Genomic DNA, 18688 nt, shown 5'->3' with positions numbered 1-18688 from the left:
GGAAAACATGAAAAAGAAAAAAATACCAAGTCAGGTTCCGTTTAGTTTTGAAGATTCTCCCTTTGAAAGCAAAGAAGAGTATCTAGAATTTATCAAAAACATGCCTAAAATAGCTACTTTAGATAAGGCTTTGATAAAAAAATCAAGAGAGAAAAATTTAGCAAATAAAGCCATTTCTTACATACAAAGAAAAACTAATCTAAGCTACAACAATGCTAAAATTTTAAAAGATATCTTATCAAAAGAGTATTTTCGTAAGATAAGAAGCAAAAACAAAGTCCTTGCTAAATTTATGAAAAGATAAAGCCTTAGGCTTTATCTTGTTTGCTTTCAAAAGAATTTTTTAATACTTCTAGCATTTGATTTTTATGCTCTTTTGCTTTACCAAAAATCCAAGCGATTTTATCTTCGCCATCTTTATTAGCTAGCGCATATATAAGCCATAGTTTTAAAGATATAACTGCTTTTTTATTATCCATATATCTTTTTTGAAAATCTCTATACTTACTTGGCACATCTTGGTTATTCAAAGATGAGTTAAAACTAGAGCTAATAAGAGCTAAATTTCCAAAATTATCTATATTTACATTATTCCAGCCATTCTCATTTGCTTTGCTTTGTGCTTGCACATGTTCTATGGAATTTAAGCTTCTAAAATAGAAATTGCTAGCAATTTTGCTAAAATTTCCCCAATCTATTTTTTTTAATTTTTCATTATATTCTGTTTTTGAATACTTCCATAAATAATACTCCAAACGATAAAACCAATAATGCGGAGTCGCTGTTCCTTTATCTAATATGCATTTTTCTTTTTTAAAAAAATTATCTATTTGAAAGTTTTCATCATCTTTCTTTTGTGAATCTTGTAAAATTTCATTAACTTTACTAATTAAATCATTATTTTGCAGTTGCTCTTTAGCTAAAGTTGTGTCTAAATTTTCAAGGAAAGATATTAGATTTTTCTGATCAACATTTTTATCCTTTGTGATAAAATCATCAAAATTAATGTTATTATTTATTTGTATTTTATTTTCATCATCATTTAACCCATCAAATGAAAAGTTCAAATTAATCTCTTTATCCAAAAATTTCAAAAACGGAGTAAGCCAGTGATGATGATTATTAGTCATACCACTTCTTGCTACGCGTAGATAATTTTGCACCATAGCAAGTTCAGGCATAACATTAGAATCTTCGCTGATTGTGTATGTACTATATTTTTTAGATAATCTTCTAATCTTATAAGAATTTTCCACATCATCTTGACTTTTAATAACAAAATAATCAAATAAAATTCTATATTTTAAAAGATTTATTATGAATTTTTTAGCTTTTTGTTCTATTTTTTGTTGTTCTATTTCTTTTTGTTCTATTTTTATAATTTCTAAAAGCTTATTTTTATCTATAGTAACATCACTAGCTTTTTTCAAATAAGTAAGCTTATAAACATGCAATAAAAAAGTAGGAAAATCTACTATGGATTTAAATTTAAATTCATCTTCATCATCATCTTTTTTTGTAATTTTTTGTTGGTTATTTCCTATAATACACTCAATAGTATTTTCATTTCCACTACTTTCATTTAGCTTAGAAATCACTCTATCGCTAGCTTTTTGAAAGATATAATTATCCATTTGTGAGCAAATATCCCATATATGAGCATAAAGTGTTCTTTCGCTTTCATCTTTAATATTTTTAAGCAATCTTGCTTTTAAAATTTCATGTTTTTCTAGTTGTTTGCCGCGCTTATTCATACGGATAAAAAAGCGGTTTAAGTCAGTATTTTCGGCTAATTCTACAAAAACAAATTTTACTTTTTCATAAATAAAATTGGAAAAATTGGAAAATTCTTTGATATTTTCTTTGATATTTTCTTCAAACCAATTTACTATAATTTCTAAAGCTTGTGGTATGTTTTGGCATATATCTTGTGGAAATTTTTTAATTTCTTGTAAGAATAAATTATTATCATTTTTTTATCACTGCAAAATTTAGCAAATTCTTTTAGAACTTCTTCTTCTTTTTCTCTTATAGGCATAGAAATTCTAAGTTTATTATCGTTTATAATAAAATTTTGCCAATCATTGTAATTTTTATAAGAAAGATAAAATCCTATCAAAAACAAAGTTGTTAAGCGTTGTTGGCCATCTATGAGTAAGTATTTATCATCTTTTTTACTTACCACCACATTACCGATAAAGTATTCTTTATCCTCATTTTCATCAAATTTAGTTTTTATATCATTAAGTAAGGTTTGTATTTGCTCTTTATTCCACTCATATAGTCTTTGATAAGGTGGAATTTCAAAAAAAATATCTTTTACTTCGCTAATATTTTCGATTTTTGCTTCATTACTCATTGTTTATTCCTTTATTTTTTATTTTTTACATAATGCGATGGGATGTTTTTATATAGAGCATCTTTACCTTGATAGTATTTTTCAACAATTTTTACATAATCATCTCTTCCACCATCTAATTCTTGTGTTGATTTTCTTTCTTCTTCATTTTTTATAGCTATAAAATCAAGTAAATTTTGCTCTAATTCCTCTTCAAAAGATACAAAATAAACTTTTTCTAAAAATTCCAAAGCATAATTATTTTGAGTAGCTCTAGAAATACTTAAGCCATAAACTCTTAAACTAAAAGCAGCTCTTGCAAGCAAGGCTAAGAAATAATCACTATTGCCATTTGGAAATTTAGAAAAATAAATCATCACAGCAATGGCATAAATGTATTTATTATAAATAAATCCTGTGTAATATATTTCATCTAGCTCTTGATATAAAGCATTATTTGATAACTTATCAAAAAACTCATTATATTTAAACAAATACTCAAAAAAATCCACCCCATTAGCAAAACTGCTTAAAACCCCTAAATCTTCCTTACTATAAAGGAATTTATCACTAAAAAATTCTTTACAAAACTCTTCATATATTTGTTCTGTTTTAATTTTATCTACTCTAATGTTTTTATGTTTTAACCATGCTCTAGCAGGTGCTAAAAGCTCATCAAATAAAATAGTGATTTTTCTTTCATTTTTTGCAAGATTTTCAAATTTCCTTGCATAATAACCTAGCATACTACCTTGATTTTTCTCTAAAGAATGCAAATGAAAAGCCTTTATAAGATCGTATGATTTTAAGCCTTTTCCTTTTGAATTTGCACTATCAAAAAACAAAAACGCATCATCTACACTTGGAGCTAAAACGCAGATAAATTCTATATTCTCTAAAAGAAAATTTAAAAACTTGTCTTTTTTATTATTTTTATAACTTTCAAAATAAGCTTTTATATACTCGTAATTTTCTTTGATATGATATTTTGACTCATTATGAGAGTAATTAACTTTACCTAAAAAATTACCTATTTTGCATTCTTTGTATTTTCCTTGATTGTTTTTACATATTTTACATTCTGTGCATTTTTCTTGATTGTTTTCGCATAAAACTCTTAAAATTAAAGCCAAGGTGGTAAGGCGTTGTTGGCCATCTACTATATTAAACTTTTTTTCTGTATTTTCTATATTTTCTGTACGTAATATCAAACTTCCTAAAAGATATTTTTGGTTTTTATCTATTTGTTCGCTTATATCTTTTAAAAGAATTTTAACTTGCTCTATACCCCAAGCATAAGGGCGTTGATAATAAGGTATGTTTAAAGAAAAAGCTTTATCAAAAATACCGCTACCATTAATTTTATTTCCACACACCAACTCTTTCAAACTTACAACGCAAGATTTTACTTCTGTATTTTTACCACTCATTTATAGCCTTTCTAAATTTTAAGCTTATTATATCAAGCTATCTATCATTTCCAAAGCTTCCAAAGCTTTCATCTTAAGCCCTATGCCATTTCTAAAAAACTTTGGAAAATCACACTCATTTGGATTGATCCTTAAAAGTGTTCTAGCTTTGCTTTTTTTACAAAAATCCTCGCCAAACATACGCATACTAGGCACAGCTTTACCAGCTCCAAGCTCTATAAGCAAGATGTTTTTATCCTCTAAGGGTTTAAGCCAGTTTTTATAACTTTGCTTTTGTAAAAAATAACGGCTATCATTAAAACTACCATCATTAAACATCAAGATATTTGGCCTTGCTAAACCTTGACATCTAGGGCATTTTGGCAAAGATAAAGCTTTGAAATTTTCCATATCTATATCTAATTCCTCTTGCATTTGCCAGATCAAATCACCACATGCATAATTAAAACATTGTAAATAATTTATATTTCCATGAAATTCATAAATCTTATTCTCATCAAAGCCAGCCTTTTTAAAATGCCCATCTACATTAGTCGTAACAACATAATAATCTTGTTTGCTTTTTGCAAGTTTTAAAAGTATTTCATAACCTTTATGTGGCATAGTATCTTTGTATAATTTAAATCTATGTCCATAAAAAGCCCAAGCAAGCTGTGCGTTTGTATAAAAATTCGTAGGATTAGCCATGCGTTCAAAGTCTATGCCTAGTTTTTGCAAATGCGGATAAGCTCTCCAAAAACCTTCTTTTCCTCTAAAATCAGGCAAACCACTATCTACTCCCATGCCAGCTCCAGCTGTGATAATGATTACCTCTGCTTTGTCTAAAGCTTCTTTTATATAAGTTTGTATTTGCATTTTTTACCTTTAAAAATTTTCATAATCAAATTTCCTAGCCTCATGTAGTTCTTTAGCTACTTCAAGGCTCATTTCCCAAAAAACTGCATTCATGGATTTTGGCATGCAGTTTTCATCTTCGTATTTTTTGTTTATAGCCTTATAAACCTCATCATTTTCCTCACAATCAACAGCAAGACTACCTAAATAAGGATACGACAAATACCCTACTGGAGCCGTATCAAATACCATAGTTAGTTTTGTTTTTGGAAAATTTTCTTTCATAAAAGCTAAAAATTCATCTCTAGCTTTATAATCTGTCTTGTCTTTATCAAACAAATCGCTATGTTTTGTTTTATTGACATGAAAATCATTGTTTGGAGTGTTAAAACACATCCAAAAAGATTTTTTACCTCTTTGGATGGTATAATCTTGAATAGTTTCAAGCGCTAAAGCCATTTTTCATCCTTTTTATATTGTATTGATATAATTATACTATATAAAATGGACTTTTGCTGTCTATATTTTAACCTTTACATTTTTGAGCTATCACATCCATAGATTCTTGTGAGAGAACAAAATTTGTATGATAAAGCAAGCAACTACCCATATCAAGTACTTTTAGCACAAGCTTTTTGTTATTAGTATCTTTTGGATTGTGCCTTGTATTAGCTAGATCATAAATTTCATACACCATATCTTTGCTAAGCTTGTTAATATCAAGTTCTATGATATTTTCTTCAAATTTCATAGGCTCTTGCGTGAACTCTTCTTTGTTTTCTTTTTTTGCAAAGCTTTTTTTCTTACTAAAAAATTTTAACTCATTTTCCTTTGCTTCTTCTAGGGTGTAAATTTCATTTAAACTAAAGCTTAAATCATTGTCGTTGTTTTTATATCTTAGTAAAAAGGCAAAGGCTTCATCTTTGCTTTCTTTAAAAAGCGCTTCAACTTTTTCTACTTGAGCTTCAAAGATGATCATATCAAAAGTAGAATAAAAGTCTAAAACCACGGCCTTAGCATATCTTTTACCGCTTTTACTCATCATCGATTTAAAATCTTCGATCTTTCCTACAACCAAAAGCTCACCTTCGCCTTTAAGTGTTTCAAAATCCATACTTTTAAAATACTCTATGCCTTCTATTTGACTTGCAAATTTATCTAAAGGATGGCCTGATACATAAATTCCTAAGATTTCTTTTTCATAGCCTAGTTTTTCCATTAATTCAAATTCTACCTTGCTATCATGAAACCCTACTTTGATATCTGCAGCTATTTCCTCTTCTCCAAAAAGCGAAGCAGTGGAGTTTCTTTTAACTTCAGCAATTTTCCTACTTGTTTCTGAAATAAGCTCAAGATTATCCACCAAACATTTTCTAGTATAGCCAAACTCATCAAAAGCACCTGATTTAGCTAAATTTTCTATGGTTTTTTTATTAATCTTAGTTGGATCAATCGAGCTTATAAAATCATCAAAATCACTAAAACCTTCTTCCTTACGAATAGCCATGATATTTTCTATCGCAGGAATTCCCACACTTTTAATCGCTCCAAGCCCATAAATAATAGCTTCAGAACCATCTTCAAGCTTAGTTGCACTAAATTCTCTTTGGGCTTTGTTAATGCTTGGTGGCAAAAGCTTGATGTTCATTCTTTTCATCTCTTCAATGTATTTTGCAACCTTATCTACATTGCTTTCTTCGCTTGTTAAAAGTGCAGCCATAAACTCACTTGGATAATAAGTCTTTAAATACGCTGTTTGAAAGGTTATAAGTGCGTAAGCAGCTGAGTGAGATTTATTAAAACCATATTCAGCAAATTTCAAAATAAGCTCAAACAAATCATCAGCCTTTTTCTCATCATAGCCTTGTTTTTTAGCACCTTCTAGATATTCTGCTTTAAGATTATCCAAAATTTCTCTTTTTTTCTTACCCATAGCACGGCGCACATTATCAGCCCCGCCCAAAGAAAAACCACCGATTTTTTGCACTATTTGCATAACCTGCTCTTGATAAACTATAACTCCATAGGTATTTTCAAGTATAGGTTTTAAATCTTCAAATGCATAAGTTGCAGCCTTTCTACCATGCTTGATATCGATAAAATCATCCACCATCCCACTATCAAGTGGGCCTGGTCTATATAAAGCTAAAACCGCGATTAAATCTTCAAATCTTTCAGGCTTTAACCTGGCATTCAAACTTTGCATACCACCTGATTCTATTTGGAAAATGCCCAAGGTATTACCACTTTGTATGGTTTTATAAACCTTAGGATCATTCATATCAATCTTTTCCCAAATTACATCTTTACCATAGCGCTTTTTTACTAGCTTAATCGCATTATCAATCACCGTAAGAGTTTTTAAACCCAAGAAGTCAAATTTGATTAAATCTACATCTTCAAGATATTCTTTAGAATACTGCGTAACTAAATGACGCTCATCATTTTTGCTTTGCCTAAAAAGAGGAGCTTTATTCCACAAAGCTTCATTAGATATCACAACTCCAGCTGCGTGCATACCTGCATTTCTATTTAAACCCTCTAGTGCCTTAGCAAAATCCCAAACTTGACGTCCTTTTGGATGAGAATTTACAAATTCAGCGATTTTTGGTTCTTGCTCATAAGCTTTTTCTAAAGTGATTTTTAGCTCTTCAGGAACTAATTTTGCCAAAGCATCCGCATCAGGTATGCTCATATCACAAACCCTAGCTACATCACGGATTACTCCCTTTGCCAAAAGCTTACCAAAGGTAATGACTTGCGCAACCTTTTCAGCTCCGTATTTATCAATAACATAATCAATCACTTCCCCTCTTCTATCTTGACAAAAATCCACGTCAATATCGGGCATTGATACACGCTCAGGATTTAAAAATCTCTCAAAAAGAAGATTATAAGGTATAGGATCTAAATCTGTAATTTTTAAACAATACGAAACCAAACTCCCTGCAGCACTCCCACGTCCTGGTCCAACTGGTATATCTTTTTCCTTAGCTGCGGCGATAAAATCATGAACGATTAGCATATAACCTGAAAATTTCATATTTTTAATAATACTAATTTCTAAATCAAGCCTATCTTTATACTCTTGATGTTTGCTCTCATCGATAAATTGAAGTCTTTCTTCTAAGCCCTTTTTACAAAGATACTCAAAAACTATATCATCATTATCAAAGCTAAATTCTTGATCTTCTTGACTTAAACTTAAGCCATATTTTTTCGCATATTCACGGGTAAATTTAAAATTTGGTGGTGTTGGATCGCCTAGTTTTAATTCTAGATTGCATTTATTAGCTATTTCTTGAGTATTTTCAATGGCTTCAGGAATATCAGCAAAAAGTTCACTCATTTGCTCTGGTGTTTTTACATAAAACTCATGTACTTCATGTCTTAAACGCCCTGGATCATCAAGCTTAACCCCCATAGCTATACACATAAATACTTCATGTGCAGCTGCTCTTTCTTTAAAAGTATAATGCGTATCATTGGTTGCGATGATTTTTATATCAAGCTCTTTAGCAAGTTTGATGATAGAATCATCGATAAATTTTTGATCATCAATACCATGACGCATAATCTCAAGGTAAAAATCATCTCCAAAAACCTTTTTATACCAAAGCGCAGCTTCTTTTGCGCCTTCATAACCTTTTGCGCCAAATTTTAAATTTCTTTCATTTTTGGTATTTAAATGCCAATTAACCTCACCTTGCAAACACGCAGAAGAGCAAATCAAACCCTCACTATGTGCTTCTAATAGCTTTTTGTTAATCCTTGGGTAATAATACAAACCATGTATATAACTTTGCGAGCTTAAATACATCAAATTTTTATAGCCAATTTCATTTTTAGCAAACAAACAAATATGAAAGCGTTGTCTTGAGCTTTTATCACTTAAATCATCGTGATTATGTAAATATGCTTCAAGCCCTATGATAGGTTTAATCCCCTCAGCCCTCATCGTTTTATAAAAATCAATGGCCCCAAACATATTTCCATGATCAGTCATAGCAACACTTGTTGCACCTTGAGATTTTAGCGTTTTGGCAAGCTCTTTGAGTTTATTTGCTCCATCAAGTAAAGAATATTCTGTGTGTAAATGTAAATGTGTAAATTGGCTCATATTTTCCCTTGTATTTTTTTATTATTATAAAAAAAAACCTTAAATTTAAAACTTACAAGCATAAAAAATGTATAATAACTTACTTTCAAAAAAGGAGTAAAAAATGGAAGTAAAAATTTATTATTGTAATCTTTGAAATTACAAACCACAAGCTGCAAGGGTTGCAGAAGAAATACAAAATGAATTCAAAGATGTGCAAATTTCTACCATAGAAAAAGGTGGTGGTCATTTTATAGTAGAAGTAGATAGCAAAATCATTTACTCTAAAAAAGACTTGTTTAACTGCGAAGTAGATAGATTTCCTCATGAGGGTGAAATCACCAAGCTTATGAAACAAATGTAAGCTAAACCCTCATTAGCGAGGGTTTATTTTGTTAAAGGAACAAGCATACCTTCATAAAGTTTTTGATAAATTTCTTCTGAGCATAAATGCTTAGCAAGCTCCAAACCAAATAAAATAGCCGTAGCAGGCCCAGCTGCTGTGATGACATTTTCATTTACCACAACTGCTTTATTTAATCTAGTTCCTTCAATACCTACTTCACAACCAGGATAGCAAGAAAATTCCCCATTAATCACCCCTGCTTTTGCCAATACCATAGGTGAAGCACAAATAGCCGCTACGATTTTTTTCTTAGCATGTAAATCTTGTATGATTTTTATGATAGCTTGATTGTTTTTTAAATTCATCATACCTTCAAATCCACCTGCCAAAGCAATTGCGTCTAAATTTTCTTGATCAACACTAGATAAACTCACATCAGCCCTTATACAAATTCCATTAGCACCTTGCACTAAAAGCTCATCATCTAGCGAAGCAATAATTACTTCTAAATTTCCACTAGCTTCTCCTGCTCTTTTTAAAACATCAGCTATACCTATAAACTCAGCTTCTTCAAAACCTTTTGCCAAAGGCACTAAAACTTTTTTCATTTTTTCTCCTTTTAGTCGATAAATCTTTTATTTAATTCATGAAAATACTCTATGCGTCTATCGCGTAAAAATGGCCACCATCTACGCACATTTTCACATCTTTGCATGTCAATTTCAACGATTTTACAAAGCTCTTGTTTATCATCGGCTCTAAAAAGCTCTTCACCTTGAGCCCCAAAAACAAAAGAATTTCCCCAAAATCTTATGCCATCTTCCACACCGCTTTCATCTTTTTCAAAACCCACTCTATTAATAGCTACTACAGGTAAGCCATTAGCTATAGCATGGCCTCTTTGCACACCTATCCAAGCTTCAAGTTGTCTTTGTTTTTCTTCTTTTTCATCCTTATCAAACCAACCTATAGCAGTAGGATAAATCAAAATTTGAGCTCCCTTTAAAGCCATTAACCTAGCAGCTTCAGGATACCATTGATCCCAACATATTAAAACCCCAAGTTTTCCAACACTTGTTTGTATAGGTTCAAAACCCAAATCACCTGGAGTAAAATAAAATTTTTCATAAAAACAAGGATCATCAGGTATGTGCATTTTACGGTATTTACCTGCTATGGAGCCATCTTTTTCAAATACCACGCTAGTATTATGATAAAGCCCTGCGCTTCTTTTTTCAAATAAAGAAGTTACCAAAACAACTTTATTTTCCCTAGCTACATTAGACCAAAATTTAATATCTTCTTCATAATCATTTGCCAAATCAAAAAAGTTTGTATTTTCACTTTGGCAAAAATACTGCGTTTGATGAAGTTCTTGCAAGCATACAAGTTCAGCCTTTTCTTTTACTGCTTGTTTGATAAGTTCACATGTTTTTTCTATAGTTTTTTCTTTATTTTGTTTAAATTCTTGCTGTATGAGCGCTAATTTCATTTTTACTCCTTTCTTCTTCTGAATCATCATAAGGGTCTAAGTGTATATGGATATTCCAAAAATCATCTTTAAAATGCTCCCTTATACTATCTTCAATCTCATCACCGATTTTATGAGCTTTTAAAAGTGATATTGTAGGTTCAAAAACTAAATGCACACTAACATAAAGTATATCAGGGCTTTTTCTAGTTTTTAAATGATGAAAGCTTTTGAGTTCTTTGTTTGCACTTATAATTTGCTTAATCACTTCAACTTGTTCTTTATCAATAGCTACATCTAATAAAATTTTAGAACTTTCTTTGATGATTTTAAAAGCTGAAAAAATCGTATATAAACTTATAGCTATACCAAATAATCCATCAATAAAATGATAATTTGTAAAAGCTATAATCACAAGTGCTAAAAGTGTTAGAGCATTAGTCAAAAAGTCTATTTTATAGTGCAAGCTATCAGCTTTTATAATCAAGCTTTTTGTTTTTTTGGCAACATAATTTAAAAAAACCACCAAACACAAAGTCACAAGCATAGCAAAAGCCATGACAAAAATTCCAAGATCAAGTTTTTCTACACTTTCTTGATTGTGAATTTTCAAAACACTCTCATAAAAAATATAAACCCCAATCCCGCTAATAACAAGACCTTCAAAAAGCCCCATTAAGGCTTCAATTTTACTAAGGCCAAAATTATATTCTTTACTAGAGCCTTGAGAGCTTTTTTTCAAAGCTAAAAAATTTAAACCCGAAATCACACAATCAAGTAAAGAATCAATCGCACTAGAAAGCACCGCAACAGAACCCGAAGCTAAACCTACTATAAATTTAACAATAGCTAAAAAAACAGCACATACACTTGCGATAATGGTTGCGCTTTTTTGCAAATTCATCTTTGACCTTCATAGCGGTTTTGACAAGAACAATGCAAAGAACCATTTTGTCTTAAAAATACTCTTGCATCAACCCCTACTACTTTTCTATCTTTGCATGTTTTTTGTAAATTTTCTAATACCAAAGCATCGTTTTCATCATTATAAGTTGGCACTATCAAGCCACCATTAACAAAAACAAAATTTGCATAAGTAGCACCAAGTCTTTTACCTTCAAAATACAAAGGCTTAGGTAAAGGAAGCTCTAATAAATCAAATCCTGTTTTTTTCAGCTCCTCTTCCATAGCCTTTAAAGGTGCATAATGCTCATCATTTTCATCTTTACACACACAATAAGCAATGGTTTTTTCATTGATAAATCTTGCTAGAGTATCTATATGATGATCAGTATCATCACCTTTTATATAACCATGATTTAACCATATAATTTGTTTTAAGCCAAAAATTTCTTTTAACTTGGTTTCAATTTGCTCTTTATTTAAATGTGAATTTCTATTTTCATTTAACAAACAAGCACTCGTTGTAAGCATTACTCCTTGCCCATTAAAATCAATACTCCCACCTTCTAAGATAAGATCAATTTTTTCTAATTTTCCAGATAATTTTTGTGCAAAAAGTTTTGAATTTACCGCATTATCTAAAGTGCTTTGAAATTTATCACCCCAAGCATTAAAAATAAAATCAAGCCCTATGAGTTTATCATCTTCACACACATCAATTGCACCAAAATCTCTAATCCAAGTATCATTAGTATCGCACTTAAAAAAATCAACGTTTTTTATATGCTTAAATCTTTGAAAGTCTTTTTCACTTGGTGCTATAAGTAAAACTTTTTGAAAATTTGCCACAGCTTTAACAAATTCTTCATAGCTTTGCAAAATCTCTTCTAAATAAGGCTTCCAATCGCTATTTTCATGAGGCAAGGAAAGTAAAAGTAGCTCTTGTTTTTGCCATTCTGCTATGCTTTTTCTCATTTTGATACCCTTTTTGATAATTAAAAAAGTATTTTAACATTTTTAATGATAGTTTTTTACTCTTTTTTTAAAACCCAAGCAAAATACCATATCGCAAAAGATAAAAGCAAAATCATAAAAAGCTTTTTATCATACACTCCAAATCCTATATAAAGTACAGAATACATAAAACCAAAACTTCCTGCATAAATGCAAATTCTACTCATTAAACCATTTTCCACCGCTCTAAAACATGGGCATTTGTGAAAAAATTTCTTTTTTGCTTCTTTGGGTTTAAAAAAACTCAAAACCGCACTTAAAATCAGCAAAAAACTTAAAAAATATAAAACCTTATCCATTAGTGAAAATACCTTAACCAAGCAGGAATTGCACTTTGCTCTTCTTTTAAAGAACTTTCTTCTCCATGCCCTGGAAGCAATCTAAAATCTTTTTCATAAGCTAAAACTTTTAATAAACTCTCTTTCATCTTAGCTGCATCTGAGTAAGGAAAGTCCCATCTACCAATACTACGGTAAAATAAAAAATCTCCACTAAAAAGCACATCTTCACCCACAAGTTCTATCATACAACACCCTGGAGTATGCCCTGGGAAATGATGAAATTTAAACTTAAACTCATCTATACTAAATTCATTTTCATTTTCTATTAACACATCAGCATTTGAATGCTCAAAACCATAATTAAAAGGATCTTTTAACATAAAAGCATCATCTTTATGGATAAAAAGTGGAATTTCATAAACCTTTTTAACTTTAGCATTATCATAAACATGATCATAATGACCATGAGTATTTAAAATAGCTAAAGGCTTGCTTGCGTTTTCTTTGATAAACTCATAAGCATTTTCACCTGGGTCGATGATGATTTGCTTGTTATTATGATCTATAATATAACAATTTGTTTCATACATTCCGCATGGTTGTTTTAAAATACGCATATAAACTTCCTTTTAACTAAATCAAATATAATTTTAAAAAATTAATATTTAAAGATTTTTTATGAATTATACAAAATTACAAGAATTATTGATCAATTTTATAAAAGAACAAGCAAGAGATAAAAATCTCATCTTAGGTTTAAGCGGTGGGATAGATTCAGCTTTAGTAGCTCATCTTTGCAAAAAAGCAGTAGGTGAAAAACTTTTTGTGCTTTTAATGCCTACAAAACATTCTAAAAAAGAAAATTTAGATGATGCATTAATGCTTTGTAAAGATTTACAAATTCATCATAAGATTGTTTATATTGATGAAGTACTTTGTGCTTATGAAAAAATTTGTCAAGACTTAAACCCTTTACGCTTTGGAAATTTAGCTGCAAGAGTGCGTATGAGTTTGCTTTATGATTATTCGGCTTTACACAATGCATTGGTAGTAGGCACTTCTAATAAAAGCGAACTTATGCTTGGCTATGGAACTATTTATGGGGATTTAGCTTGTGCTTTTAACCCTTTGGCTACGCTTTATAAAAGTGAAGTTTTTGAGCTTGCTAAATTTATGGGTGTGCATGAAAATTTCATACAAAAAGCCCCTAGTGCTGATCTTTGGCCAAATCAAAGCGATGAAAAAGATCTTGGCTATAAATATGAAGTTTTAGATGAAGTTTTAAAAGCTTTAGAAAACAATCAAAGTTTGGAAAATTTTGATGAGAATTTAAAAAATTTAGTCTTAGAGCGTGTGCAAAATAATGCCTTTAAAAGAAAACCTCCAACAACATTAAAGAATACATATGACTTGGCTTGATCGCTATTTTTTTAAACCTAATTTTTTGCAAAAAACTCTAGCCTTTTTGCTTTTGCCTTTTAGCTTTTTATATATGATTATAGCGATTTTAAATACTAAATTTAAAAAAGAACTTGATTTTAATTTACCCATTATAAGCATAGGCAATCTAACCCTAGGAGGCAATGGAAAAACTCCCATTTGTAAAGCCATAGCAGCTGAGTTTGAAAATTGTTTTATCATCTTAAGAGGCTATAAAAGACAAAGTAAAGGCTTAATCATCGTTAAGCATAAAGATGAAATTTTGTGCGATATTAAAGAAAGTGGCGATGAAGCTATGGAATATGCACTTACAAAGCACATTAATGGAGTGATAGTAAGCGAAGATAGGGTTAAAGGCATACAAAAAGCTATCGAGCTTGGAGCAAAAATCATACTTTTAGACGATGCTTTTTCTAAATTTCACATTAAAAAACTTAATATTTTATTACAAAGTAAAGATGAGCCATTTTTTGATTTTACCCTACCTAGTGGGGCTTATCGTTTGCCAAAATCTTTTGCCAAAAGGGCTGATTTTATAGCTAAAGAAAATGAAGACTTTGTGCGTTATTCTCATGTAAAAGAAAATCAAAAAGCCGTTTTAATAAGCTCTATTGCAAAGCCTTTTAGATTATATGAGCATTTTATCAAAGCTAGGGCTTGTTATTTTTTTGCTGATCATTATACTTTCAAAAAAGAAGAATTAGAAAAACTTTTAAAAAAACACAATTGCGACACTTTAATGCTAACCTTTAAAGACTATGTGAAAGTAAAAGATTTTGGCTTTAAAATTGAACTTATCCATCTTGATATTGTTTTAAAAGATAGTTTTAAGCAAGTTTTGCAAGATTATATTTATAAATTTAACAAAAAGGAAGAAAATGTTACTACACTCAACCCAAGATAAAAATCACCAAGTAAGCTTTTCAAAAGCCTTACTTAGCCCTAGTGCACCTAATAATGCTTTATACGCTCCACTTAATCTACCAAAGCTTGATAATGAAGCTTTAAAAAATTTAAACTATAAAGAATTAGCCTTAAAAATCATCACAGCTTTTGATTTTGATTTAGAGCTTGAAGTTTTTGAAAAAGCTTTGAAAACTTATGAGAGTTTTGATGATAAAACCTGCCCTATTAATTTGAAAAAAATTAATGATAAGCTTTATATTAATGAATTATTCCATGGGCCAACAAGAGCTTTTAAAGATATGGCTTTGCAACCTTTTGGCGTGCTTTTAGAACACTTAAAAAAAGATAATGATTTTTTAATCATGTGCGCTACAAGTGGTGACACAGGGCCTGCAACATTAAAAAGCTTTGAAAATAAAAAAGGTATAAAAGTAGTTTGTATTTACCCAAATGAAGGCACAAGTAAAACTCAAGCTTTACAAATGACACATTCAAATGCAAGCAATTTAAAATCCATAGCCATTGAAGGTAATTTTGATGATGCGCAAAATGCTCTAAAAGCGCTTTTAAATGATGAGGATTTTAAAAATACTTTAAAAGAAGAAAAGTTAAGTCTAAGTGCTGCAAATTCAGTTAATTTTGGAAGAATACTTTTTCAAATCATCTATCATTACTATGCTAGTTTAAAAATCGATAAAACAATAGATATCATCATTCCAAGTGGAAATTTTGGCGATGCTTTGGGAGCTTATTATGCTAAAAAAATGGGAGCAAATATAGGCAAAATTAAAATTGCTTCCAATTCAAATAATATTTTAAGTGAGTTTTTTAATACAGGCAAATATGATTTAAGAAATAAAAGCTTACAAAAGACTATTTCTCCTGCTATGGATATACTCATATCATCAAATATAGAAAGATTGCTTTTTGATAAATTTAAAGATGAACGCACCAAAGAGTTAATGCAGGCTTTAAAGAATGAAAAATATTATGAGCTTAGCCAAAAAGAGCTAGAGCTTTTACAAGAAGACTTTGAAGCTGATTTTTGCAATGATAATGAGTGTATGCAATATATCAAACAATACAGCCACTTAGGACTTTTAGACCCCCATACTTGCACTTGCTTTAAAATGCTTGATTCTAACACCACTACGCTTATTACTTCCACAGCACAATGGAGTAAATTTACCCCAAGTATGTATCAAGCAATTTATAATAAAGAATGCCAAGATGAACAAGCTTGTATGCAAGAACTTGCAAAAGAATTTAAACAAGAAATTCATCCAAATATTGCAAGCTTATTTACAAGTACACAAAAGCAAAATCAAGTTTGCAAACTCAAAAATCTAAAACAAACTATTATAGAATGGATAAAACAATGATTATCATACCCGCAAGATTAAAATCAAGTCGTTTTGAAAATAAAATTTTATGTGAAATTGATAATTTACCTATGTTTATTTATACAGCTAAAAAAATGCAAGAAGTTGATGAAGTGTGTGTGGCGCTTGATGATGAAGAGGTTTTAAAAATAGCGCAAAAACATAATGTAAAAGCAGTTTTAACAAGTAAAAATCACGAAAGTGGCACTGATAGGATCAATGAAGCTTGTCAAATTTTAAAACTAAATGAAAATGAGCTAATCATCAATGTCCAAGCCGATGAGCCTTTTATAGAAACACAAAATATTAAAGATTTTAAGGAATTTAGCCAAAAAGCTTTTAAAGATGAGCTTTGTTTTATGAGTAGCTGCTACAAAGAAGTAGATGCAAAAGCTTGCGATGATCCTAATTTGGTTAAAGTAGTTACTGATAGTAATGATTATGCTTTATATTTTTCAAGATCTAAAATTCCTTATGAAAGAGCAAATTATAAACAAAGTTTTAAAGCTCATCTTGGAATTTATGCATATAGGGTTAAAAATTTACAAGAATTTTGCACTTTGAAAAACTCAGCTTTGGAAGAATGTGAAAAATTAGAACAATTAAGAGCCTTAGAAAATGGCAAAAAAATCAAAATGTTAAAAATACAAAGTCAAAGCATAGGTATAGATACAAAAGAAGATTATGAGAAAGCTTTAGCTAAATTTGGAGTTAAAAAATGAAAAAAATACTTTTTTTACTAAGCTTGTTTTTTACACTTCATGCAAAAGAATTAATCGTAGGTATGGAGTTAGCCTACCCTCCTTTTGAAATGAGTGATACCAAAGGTAATCCAAGTGGTATTAGTGTAGAGTTTTTACAAGCCTTTGCCAAAGAAAAAAACTATGATTTAAAAATTCAAAACATAGCTTGGGATGGACTCATACCTGCTTTAAGAACTCAAAAAATAGATCTAATCATGTCTTCTATGAGTATGAGTGAGCAAAGAAAAAAAGTAATAGATTTTACCTTGCCTTATGCTAAGGCAAATTTAGCGATATTAAGCGCTAAAAAATCAAATATTAATTCCATAGAAGATTTAAATCAAAAAGGAAAAATCCTTGCTTTAAAAAGAGGTTCAAGTGCACATTTATATGCTCAAAAAAATCTTAAAAATGCAAAAATCCTAGTATTTGATAAAGAAAATGCAGCTATTTTAGAAGTCATTCAAGCAAAAGCTGATGCTTTTATTTATGATCAAATGAGCATTTATAAAGCATGGAAAAAACATCCTGAGCAAACAAAAGCTATTTTTACCCCTTTTGAAAAAACACCTGAGCAATGGGCCATAGCTTTAAATAAAAATAATACCAAATTAAAAGAAGAGCTCAATGAGTTTATTTTAAAATCTAAAGAAAATGGTCTTTTTGATAAGCTAAGTCAAAAATACCTCAAAGATATGCAAGAAGTTTTCAAAGAACAAAAGCTTGAGTTTTTCTTTTAAGAAAAACTCTTTTCAAGCTTTCTTGAAAACATAGAAATAGGTAAAGTTAAAACCAAATAGCAAAGTGCTAAAGGAATGTAAATTTCTAAAGTTGAAAAAGTAAAAGCATTGATTTCTTGAGCATTTTGAGTTAATTCTGAAATAGCTATAACACTTAAAAGAGAGCTATCTTTAATTAAATTACTAAGTTGTCCACTTAGTGGTGCTAAGATATTTTTTAAAGCTTGGGGAAAAATCACGCTTTTATAAATTTCAAACTCACTCAAACCCAGAGCCTTAGCACTTTCATATTGCATTTTATCAACACTTAAAATCCCTGCTCTAAATATCTCACAAATATAAGCACTAGCAAATAAAGCTAAAATCAACACTCCACAAACATAGCGATTATCAAGTCCCAAATTATCTGCAAAAATGTAATAAATCAATAAAATTTGCACTAGCAAAGGCGTACCCCTGATAAGTTCTATAAAAACTCTTGCAATCATATTAAAAAGCACTATTTTACAAAGACTCATATAGCATAAAATCAAAGCAAAAATCACACCTACAATCAAAGACAAAACACTAATAAAAAAACTCGTAAAAAAACCCTGTATCATTTTGTCTTTATATTCATAAATTGCCCCAAAATCAAAATTATAACTAGCGCTTAAAAAAGATAAATAAAAAAATAAAAACAATAAAAAAACCAACAAAAAAGCATTAACCATATATACTTTTAAAGTAATTTTTTTATGCTCGTTAAATTTATTGTGTAC

At 30.0% G+C, this 18688-nt stretch carries 20 protein-coding genes; 7 read left to right on the top strand and 13 right to left on the bottom strand.

What is annotated here, in order from left to right; genetic code table 11:
• The first annotated feature begins 7 nt into the window (after window positions 1-7).
• Window positions 8-304 (top strand): hypothetical protein, encoded by a 297-nt coding sequence (locus L8V85_RS01035; RefSeq protein ID WP_263692525.1) that lies wholly within the window; start codon window positions 8-10, stop codon window positions 302-304.
• Between the two features lie 4 nt (window positions 305-308).
• On the opposite strand, the gene L8V85_RS01030 is transcribed toward L8V85_RS01035, so the two are convergent.
• From L8V85_RS01030 to dnaE, 6 genes are all read right to left on the bottom strand, one after another.
• Complete coding sequence (locus L8V85_RS01030) at window positions 309-1754, bottom strand: DUF1524 domain-containing protein (protein ID WP_263737270.1); 1446 nt, start codon at window positions 1752-1754, stop codon at window positions 309-311.
• Between the two features lie 143 nt (window positions 1755-1897).
• A complete protein-coding gene (locus L8V85_RS01025; protein WP_263737269.1) occupies window positions 1898-2359 on the bottom strand; it encodes a DUF262 domain-containing protein in 462 nt (153 codons plus the stop codon).
• An 11-nt stretch (window positions 2360-2370) separates the two neighbouring features.
• On the bottom strand, window positions 2371-3768 hold the full coding sequence (locus L8V85_RS01020; RefSeq protein ID WP_263737268.1) for a DUF262 domain-containing protein: 1398 nt from the start codon (window positions 3766-3768) through the stop codon (window positions 2371-2373).
• A gap of 27 nt (window positions 3769-3795) precedes the next feature.
• Window positions 3796-4623: an SIR2 family NAD-dependent protein deacylase gene (locus L8V85_RS01015; RefSeq protein WP_220567087.1), complete on the bottom strand. Its 828-nt coding sequence runs from the start codon at window positions 4621-4623 to the stop codon at window positions 3796-3798.
• Window positions 4624-4632: 9 nt separating this feature from the next.
• Window positions 4633-5061, bottom strand: coding sequence for a hypothetical protein (locus L8V85_RS01010; protein WP_263737267.1), 429 nt, complete (start codon window positions 5059-5061; stop codon window positions 4633-4635).
• Window positions 5062-5128: 67 nt separating this feature from the next.
• Window positions 5129-8722, bottom strand: a complete 3594-nt coding sequence (gene dnaE / locus L8V85_RS01005; RefSeq protein ID WP_263737266.1) for a DNA polymerase III subunit alpha — start codon at window positions 8720-8722, stop codon at window positions 5129-5131.
• Between the two features lie 103 nt (window positions 8723-8825).
• Here dnaE and L8V85_RS01000 point away from each other — a divergent pair, with 103 nt between their 5' ends.
• Complete coding sequence (locus L8V85_RS01000; RefSeq protein ID WP_263737265.1) at window positions 8826-9065, top strand: SelT/SelW/SelH family (seleno)protein; 240 nt, start codon at window positions 8826-8828, stop codon at window positions 9063-9065.
• Window positions 9066-9088: 23 nt separating this feature from the next.
• Here L8V85_RS01000 and L8V85_RS00995 read toward each other — a convergent pair whose 3' ends face one another.
• Genes L8V85_RS00995 through L8V85_RS00970 form a run of 6 tightly spaced genes read right to left on the bottom strand, consistent with a single transcriptional unit; the run spans window position 9089 to window position 13333 of the window.
• On the bottom strand, window positions 9089-9655 hold the full coding sequence (locus tag L8V85_RS00995; protein WP_263737264.1) for a DJ-1 family glyoxalase III: 567 nt from the start codon (window positions 9653-9655) through the stop codon (window positions 9089-9091).
• A gap of 11 nt (window positions 9656-9666) precedes the next feature.
• Window positions 9667-10539, bottom strand: coding sequence for an N-carbamoylputrescine amidohydrolase (locus L8V85_RS00990; RefSeq protein ID WP_263737263.1), 873 nt, complete (start codon window positions 10537-10539; stop codon window positions 9667-9669).
• Window positions 10508-11422 carry a cation diffusion facilitator family transporter gene (locus tag L8V85_RS00985; RefSeq protein WP_263737262.1) on the bottom strand — a complete coding sequence of 305 codons (915 nt, stop codon included), beginning with the start codon at window positions 11420-11422 and terminating at the stop codon, window positions 10508-10510. The genes L8V85_RS00990 and L8V85_RS00985 overlap by 32 nt, the downstream gene beginning before the upstream one ends.
• Window positions 11419-12396, bottom strand: coding sequence for an agmatine deiminase family protein (locus L8V85_RS00980; protein WP_263737261.1), 978 nt, complete (start codon window positions 12394-12396; stop codon window positions 11419-11421). Before L8V85_RS00980 ends, L8V85_RS00985 begins: the two co-directional genes overlap by 4 nt.
• 56 nt (window positions 12397-12452) lie before the next feature.
• Window positions 12453-12734: a hypothetical protein gene (locus tag L8V85_RS00975; RefSeq protein WP_012661606.1), complete on the bottom strand. Its 282-nt coding sequence runs from the start codon at window positions 12732-12734 to the stop codon at window positions 12453-12455.
• Window positions 12734-13333 carry an MBL fold metallo-hydrolase gene (locus L8V85_RS00970; RefSeq protein WP_257927480.1) on the bottom strand — a complete coding sequence of 200 codons (600 nt, stop codon included), beginning with the start codon at window positions 13331-13333 and terminating at the stop codon, window positions 12734-12736. The genes L8V85_RS00975 and L8V85_RS00970 overlap by 1 nt, the downstream gene beginning before the upstream one ends.
• Before the next feature lie 61 nt (window positions 13334-13394).
• On the opposite strand from L8V85_RS00970, the gene L8V85_RS00965 reads away from it, so the two are divergent.
• From L8V85_RS00965 to L8V85_RS00945, 5 genes are read left to right on the top strand one after another with little or no spacing between them, the layout of a single operon-like run.
• Window positions 13395-14135, top strand: coding sequence for an NAD+ synthase (locus L8V85_RS00965; protein ID WP_263737260.1), 741 nt, complete (start codon window positions 13395-13397; stop codon window positions 14133-14135).
• The gene (locus tag L8V85_RS00960; protein ID WP_263737259.1) at window positions 14122-15060 is read left to right on the top strand and encodes a tetraacyldisaccharide 4'-kinase; all 939 of its coding nucleotides are present in this window, start codon (window positions 14122-14124) and stop codon (window positions 15058-15060) included. The genes L8V85_RS00965 and L8V85_RS00960 overlap by 14 nt, the downstream gene beginning before the upstream one ends.
• Window positions 15035-16444, top strand: a complete 1410-nt coding sequence (thrC, locus tag L8V85_RS00955; protein ID WP_263737258.1) for a threonine synthase — start codon at window positions 15035-15037, stop codon at window positions 16442-16444. Before L8V85_RS00960 ends, thrC begins: the two co-directional genes overlap by 26 nt.
• Window positions 16441-17166, top strand: a complete 726-nt coding sequence (gene kdsB, locus L8V85_RS00950; RefSeq protein ID WP_263737257.1) for a 3-deoxy-manno-octulosonate cytidylyltransferase — start codon at window positions 16441-16443, stop codon at window positions 17164-17166. The genes thrC and kdsB overlap by 4 nt, the downstream gene beginning before the upstream one ends.
• Window positions 17163-17927 (top strand): transporter substrate-binding domain-containing protein, encoded by a 765-nt coding sequence (locus L8V85_RS00945; protein ID WP_263737256.1) that lies wholly within the window; start codon window positions 17163-17165, stop codon window positions 17925-17927. The genes kdsB and L8V85_RS00945 overlap by 4 nt, the downstream gene beginning before the upstream one ends.
• Here L8V85_RS00945 and L8V85_RS00940 read toward each other — a convergent pair.
• Entirely contained in the window at window positions 17924-18640 is a 717-nt protein-coding gene (locus tag L8V85_RS00940; protein ID WP_318529727.1) for an amino acid ABC transporter permease, read from the bottom strand. The two genes, L8V85_RS00945 and L8V85_RS00940, sit on opposite strands and share 4 nt — an antisense overlap.
• Window positions 18641-18688 lie beyond the last annotated feature (48 nt).

Origin of the sequence: Campylobacter sp. IFREMER_LSEM_CL2090 (assembly GCF_025771865.1) — a bacterium.
GTDB classification, from domain to species: Bacteria; Campylobacterota; Campylobacteria; order Campylobacterales; family Campylobacteraceae; genus Campylobacter_D; species Campylobacter_D lari_D.
This window is presented reverse-complemented; position numbering and strand designations above follow the sequence as displayed.

What these genes read in the sequence shown, in the direction of transcription:
- L8V85_RS00945 (WP_263737256.1), top strand. Translation starts at nt 17,163, where the DNA reads ATGAAAAAAATACTTTTTTTACTAAGCTTGTTTTTTACACTTCATGCA.
- L8V85_RS01015 (WP_220567087.1), bottom strand. Translation starts at nt 4,623, where the DNA reads ATGCAAATACAAACTTATATAAAAGAAGCTTTAGACAAAGCAGAGGTA.
- L8V85_RS00970 (WP_257927480.1), bottom strand. Translation starts at nt 13,333, where the DNA reads ATGCGTATTTTAAAACAACCATGCGGAATGTATGAAACAAATTGTTAT.
- L8V85_RS01020 (WP_263737268.1), bottom strand. Translation starts at nt 3,768, where the DNA reads ATGAGTGGTAAAAATACAGAAGTAAAATCTTGCGTTGTAAGTTTGAAA.
- L8V85_RS00995 (WP_263737264.1), bottom strand. Translation starts at nt 9,655, where the DNA reads ATGAAAAAAGTTTTAGTGCCTTTGGCAAAAGGTTTTGAAGAAGCTGAG.
- dnaE (WP_263737266.1), bottom strand. Translation starts at nt 8,722, where the DNA reads ATGAGCCAATTTACACATTTACATTTACACACAGAATATTCTTTACTT.
- kdsB (WP_263737257.1), top strand. Translation starts at nt 16,441, where the DNA reads ATGATTATCATACCCGCAAGATTAAAATCAAGTCGTTTTGAAAATAAA.
- L8V85_RS00965 (WP_263737260.1), top strand. Translation starts at nt 13,395, where the DNA reads ATGAATTATACAAAATTACAAGAATTATTGATCAATTTTATAAAAGAA.
- L8V85_RS01010 (WP_263737267.1), bottom strand. Translation starts at nt 5,061, where the DNA reads ATGGCTTTAGCGCTTGAAACTATTCAAGATTATACCATCCAAAGAGGT.
- L8V85_RS01035 (WP_263692525.1), top strand. Translation starts at nt 8, where the DNA reads ATGAAAAAGAAAAAAATACCAAGTCAGGTTCCGTTTAGTTTTGAAGAT.
- L8V85_RS00940 (WP_318529727.1), bottom strand. Translation starts at nt 18,640, where the DNA reads ATGGTTAATGCTTTTTTGTTGGTTTTTTTATTGTTTTTATTTTTTTAT.
- L8V85_RS00980 (WP_263737261.1), bottom strand. Translation starts at nt 12,396, where the DNA reads ATGAGAAAAAGCATAGCAGAATGGCAAAAACAAGAGCTACTTTTACTT.
- L8V85_RS00975 (WP_012661606.1), bottom strand. Translation starts at nt 12,734, where the DNA reads ATGGATAAGGTTTTATATTTTTTAAGTTTTTTGCTGATTTTAAGTGCG.
- L8V85_RS00985 (WP_263737262.1), bottom strand. Translation starts at nt 11,422, where the DNA reads ATGAATTTGCAAAAAAGCGCAACCATTATCGCAAGTGTATGTGCTGTT.
- L8V85_RS01025 (WP_263737269.1), bottom strand. Translation starts at nt 2,359, where the DNA reads ATGAGTAATGAAGCAAAAATCGAAAATATTAGCGAAGTAAAAGATATT.
- L8V85_RS01030 (WP_263737270.1), bottom strand. Translation starts at nt 1,754, where the DNA reads ATGAATAAGCGCGGCAAACAACTAGAAAAACATGAAATTTTAAAAGCA.
- thrC (WP_263737258.1), top strand. Translation starts at nt 15,035, where the DNA reads ATGTTACTACACTCAACCCAAGATAAAAATCACCAAGTAAGCTTTTCA.
- L8V85_RS00960 (WP_263737259.1), top strand. Translation starts at nt 14,122, where the DNA reads ATGACTTGGCTTGATCGCTATTTTTTTAAACCTAATTTTTTGCAAAAA.
- L8V85_RS00990 (WP_263737263.1), bottom strand. Translation starts at nt 10,539, where the DNA reads ATGAAATTAGCGCTCATACAGCAAGAATTTAAACAAAATAAAGAAAAA.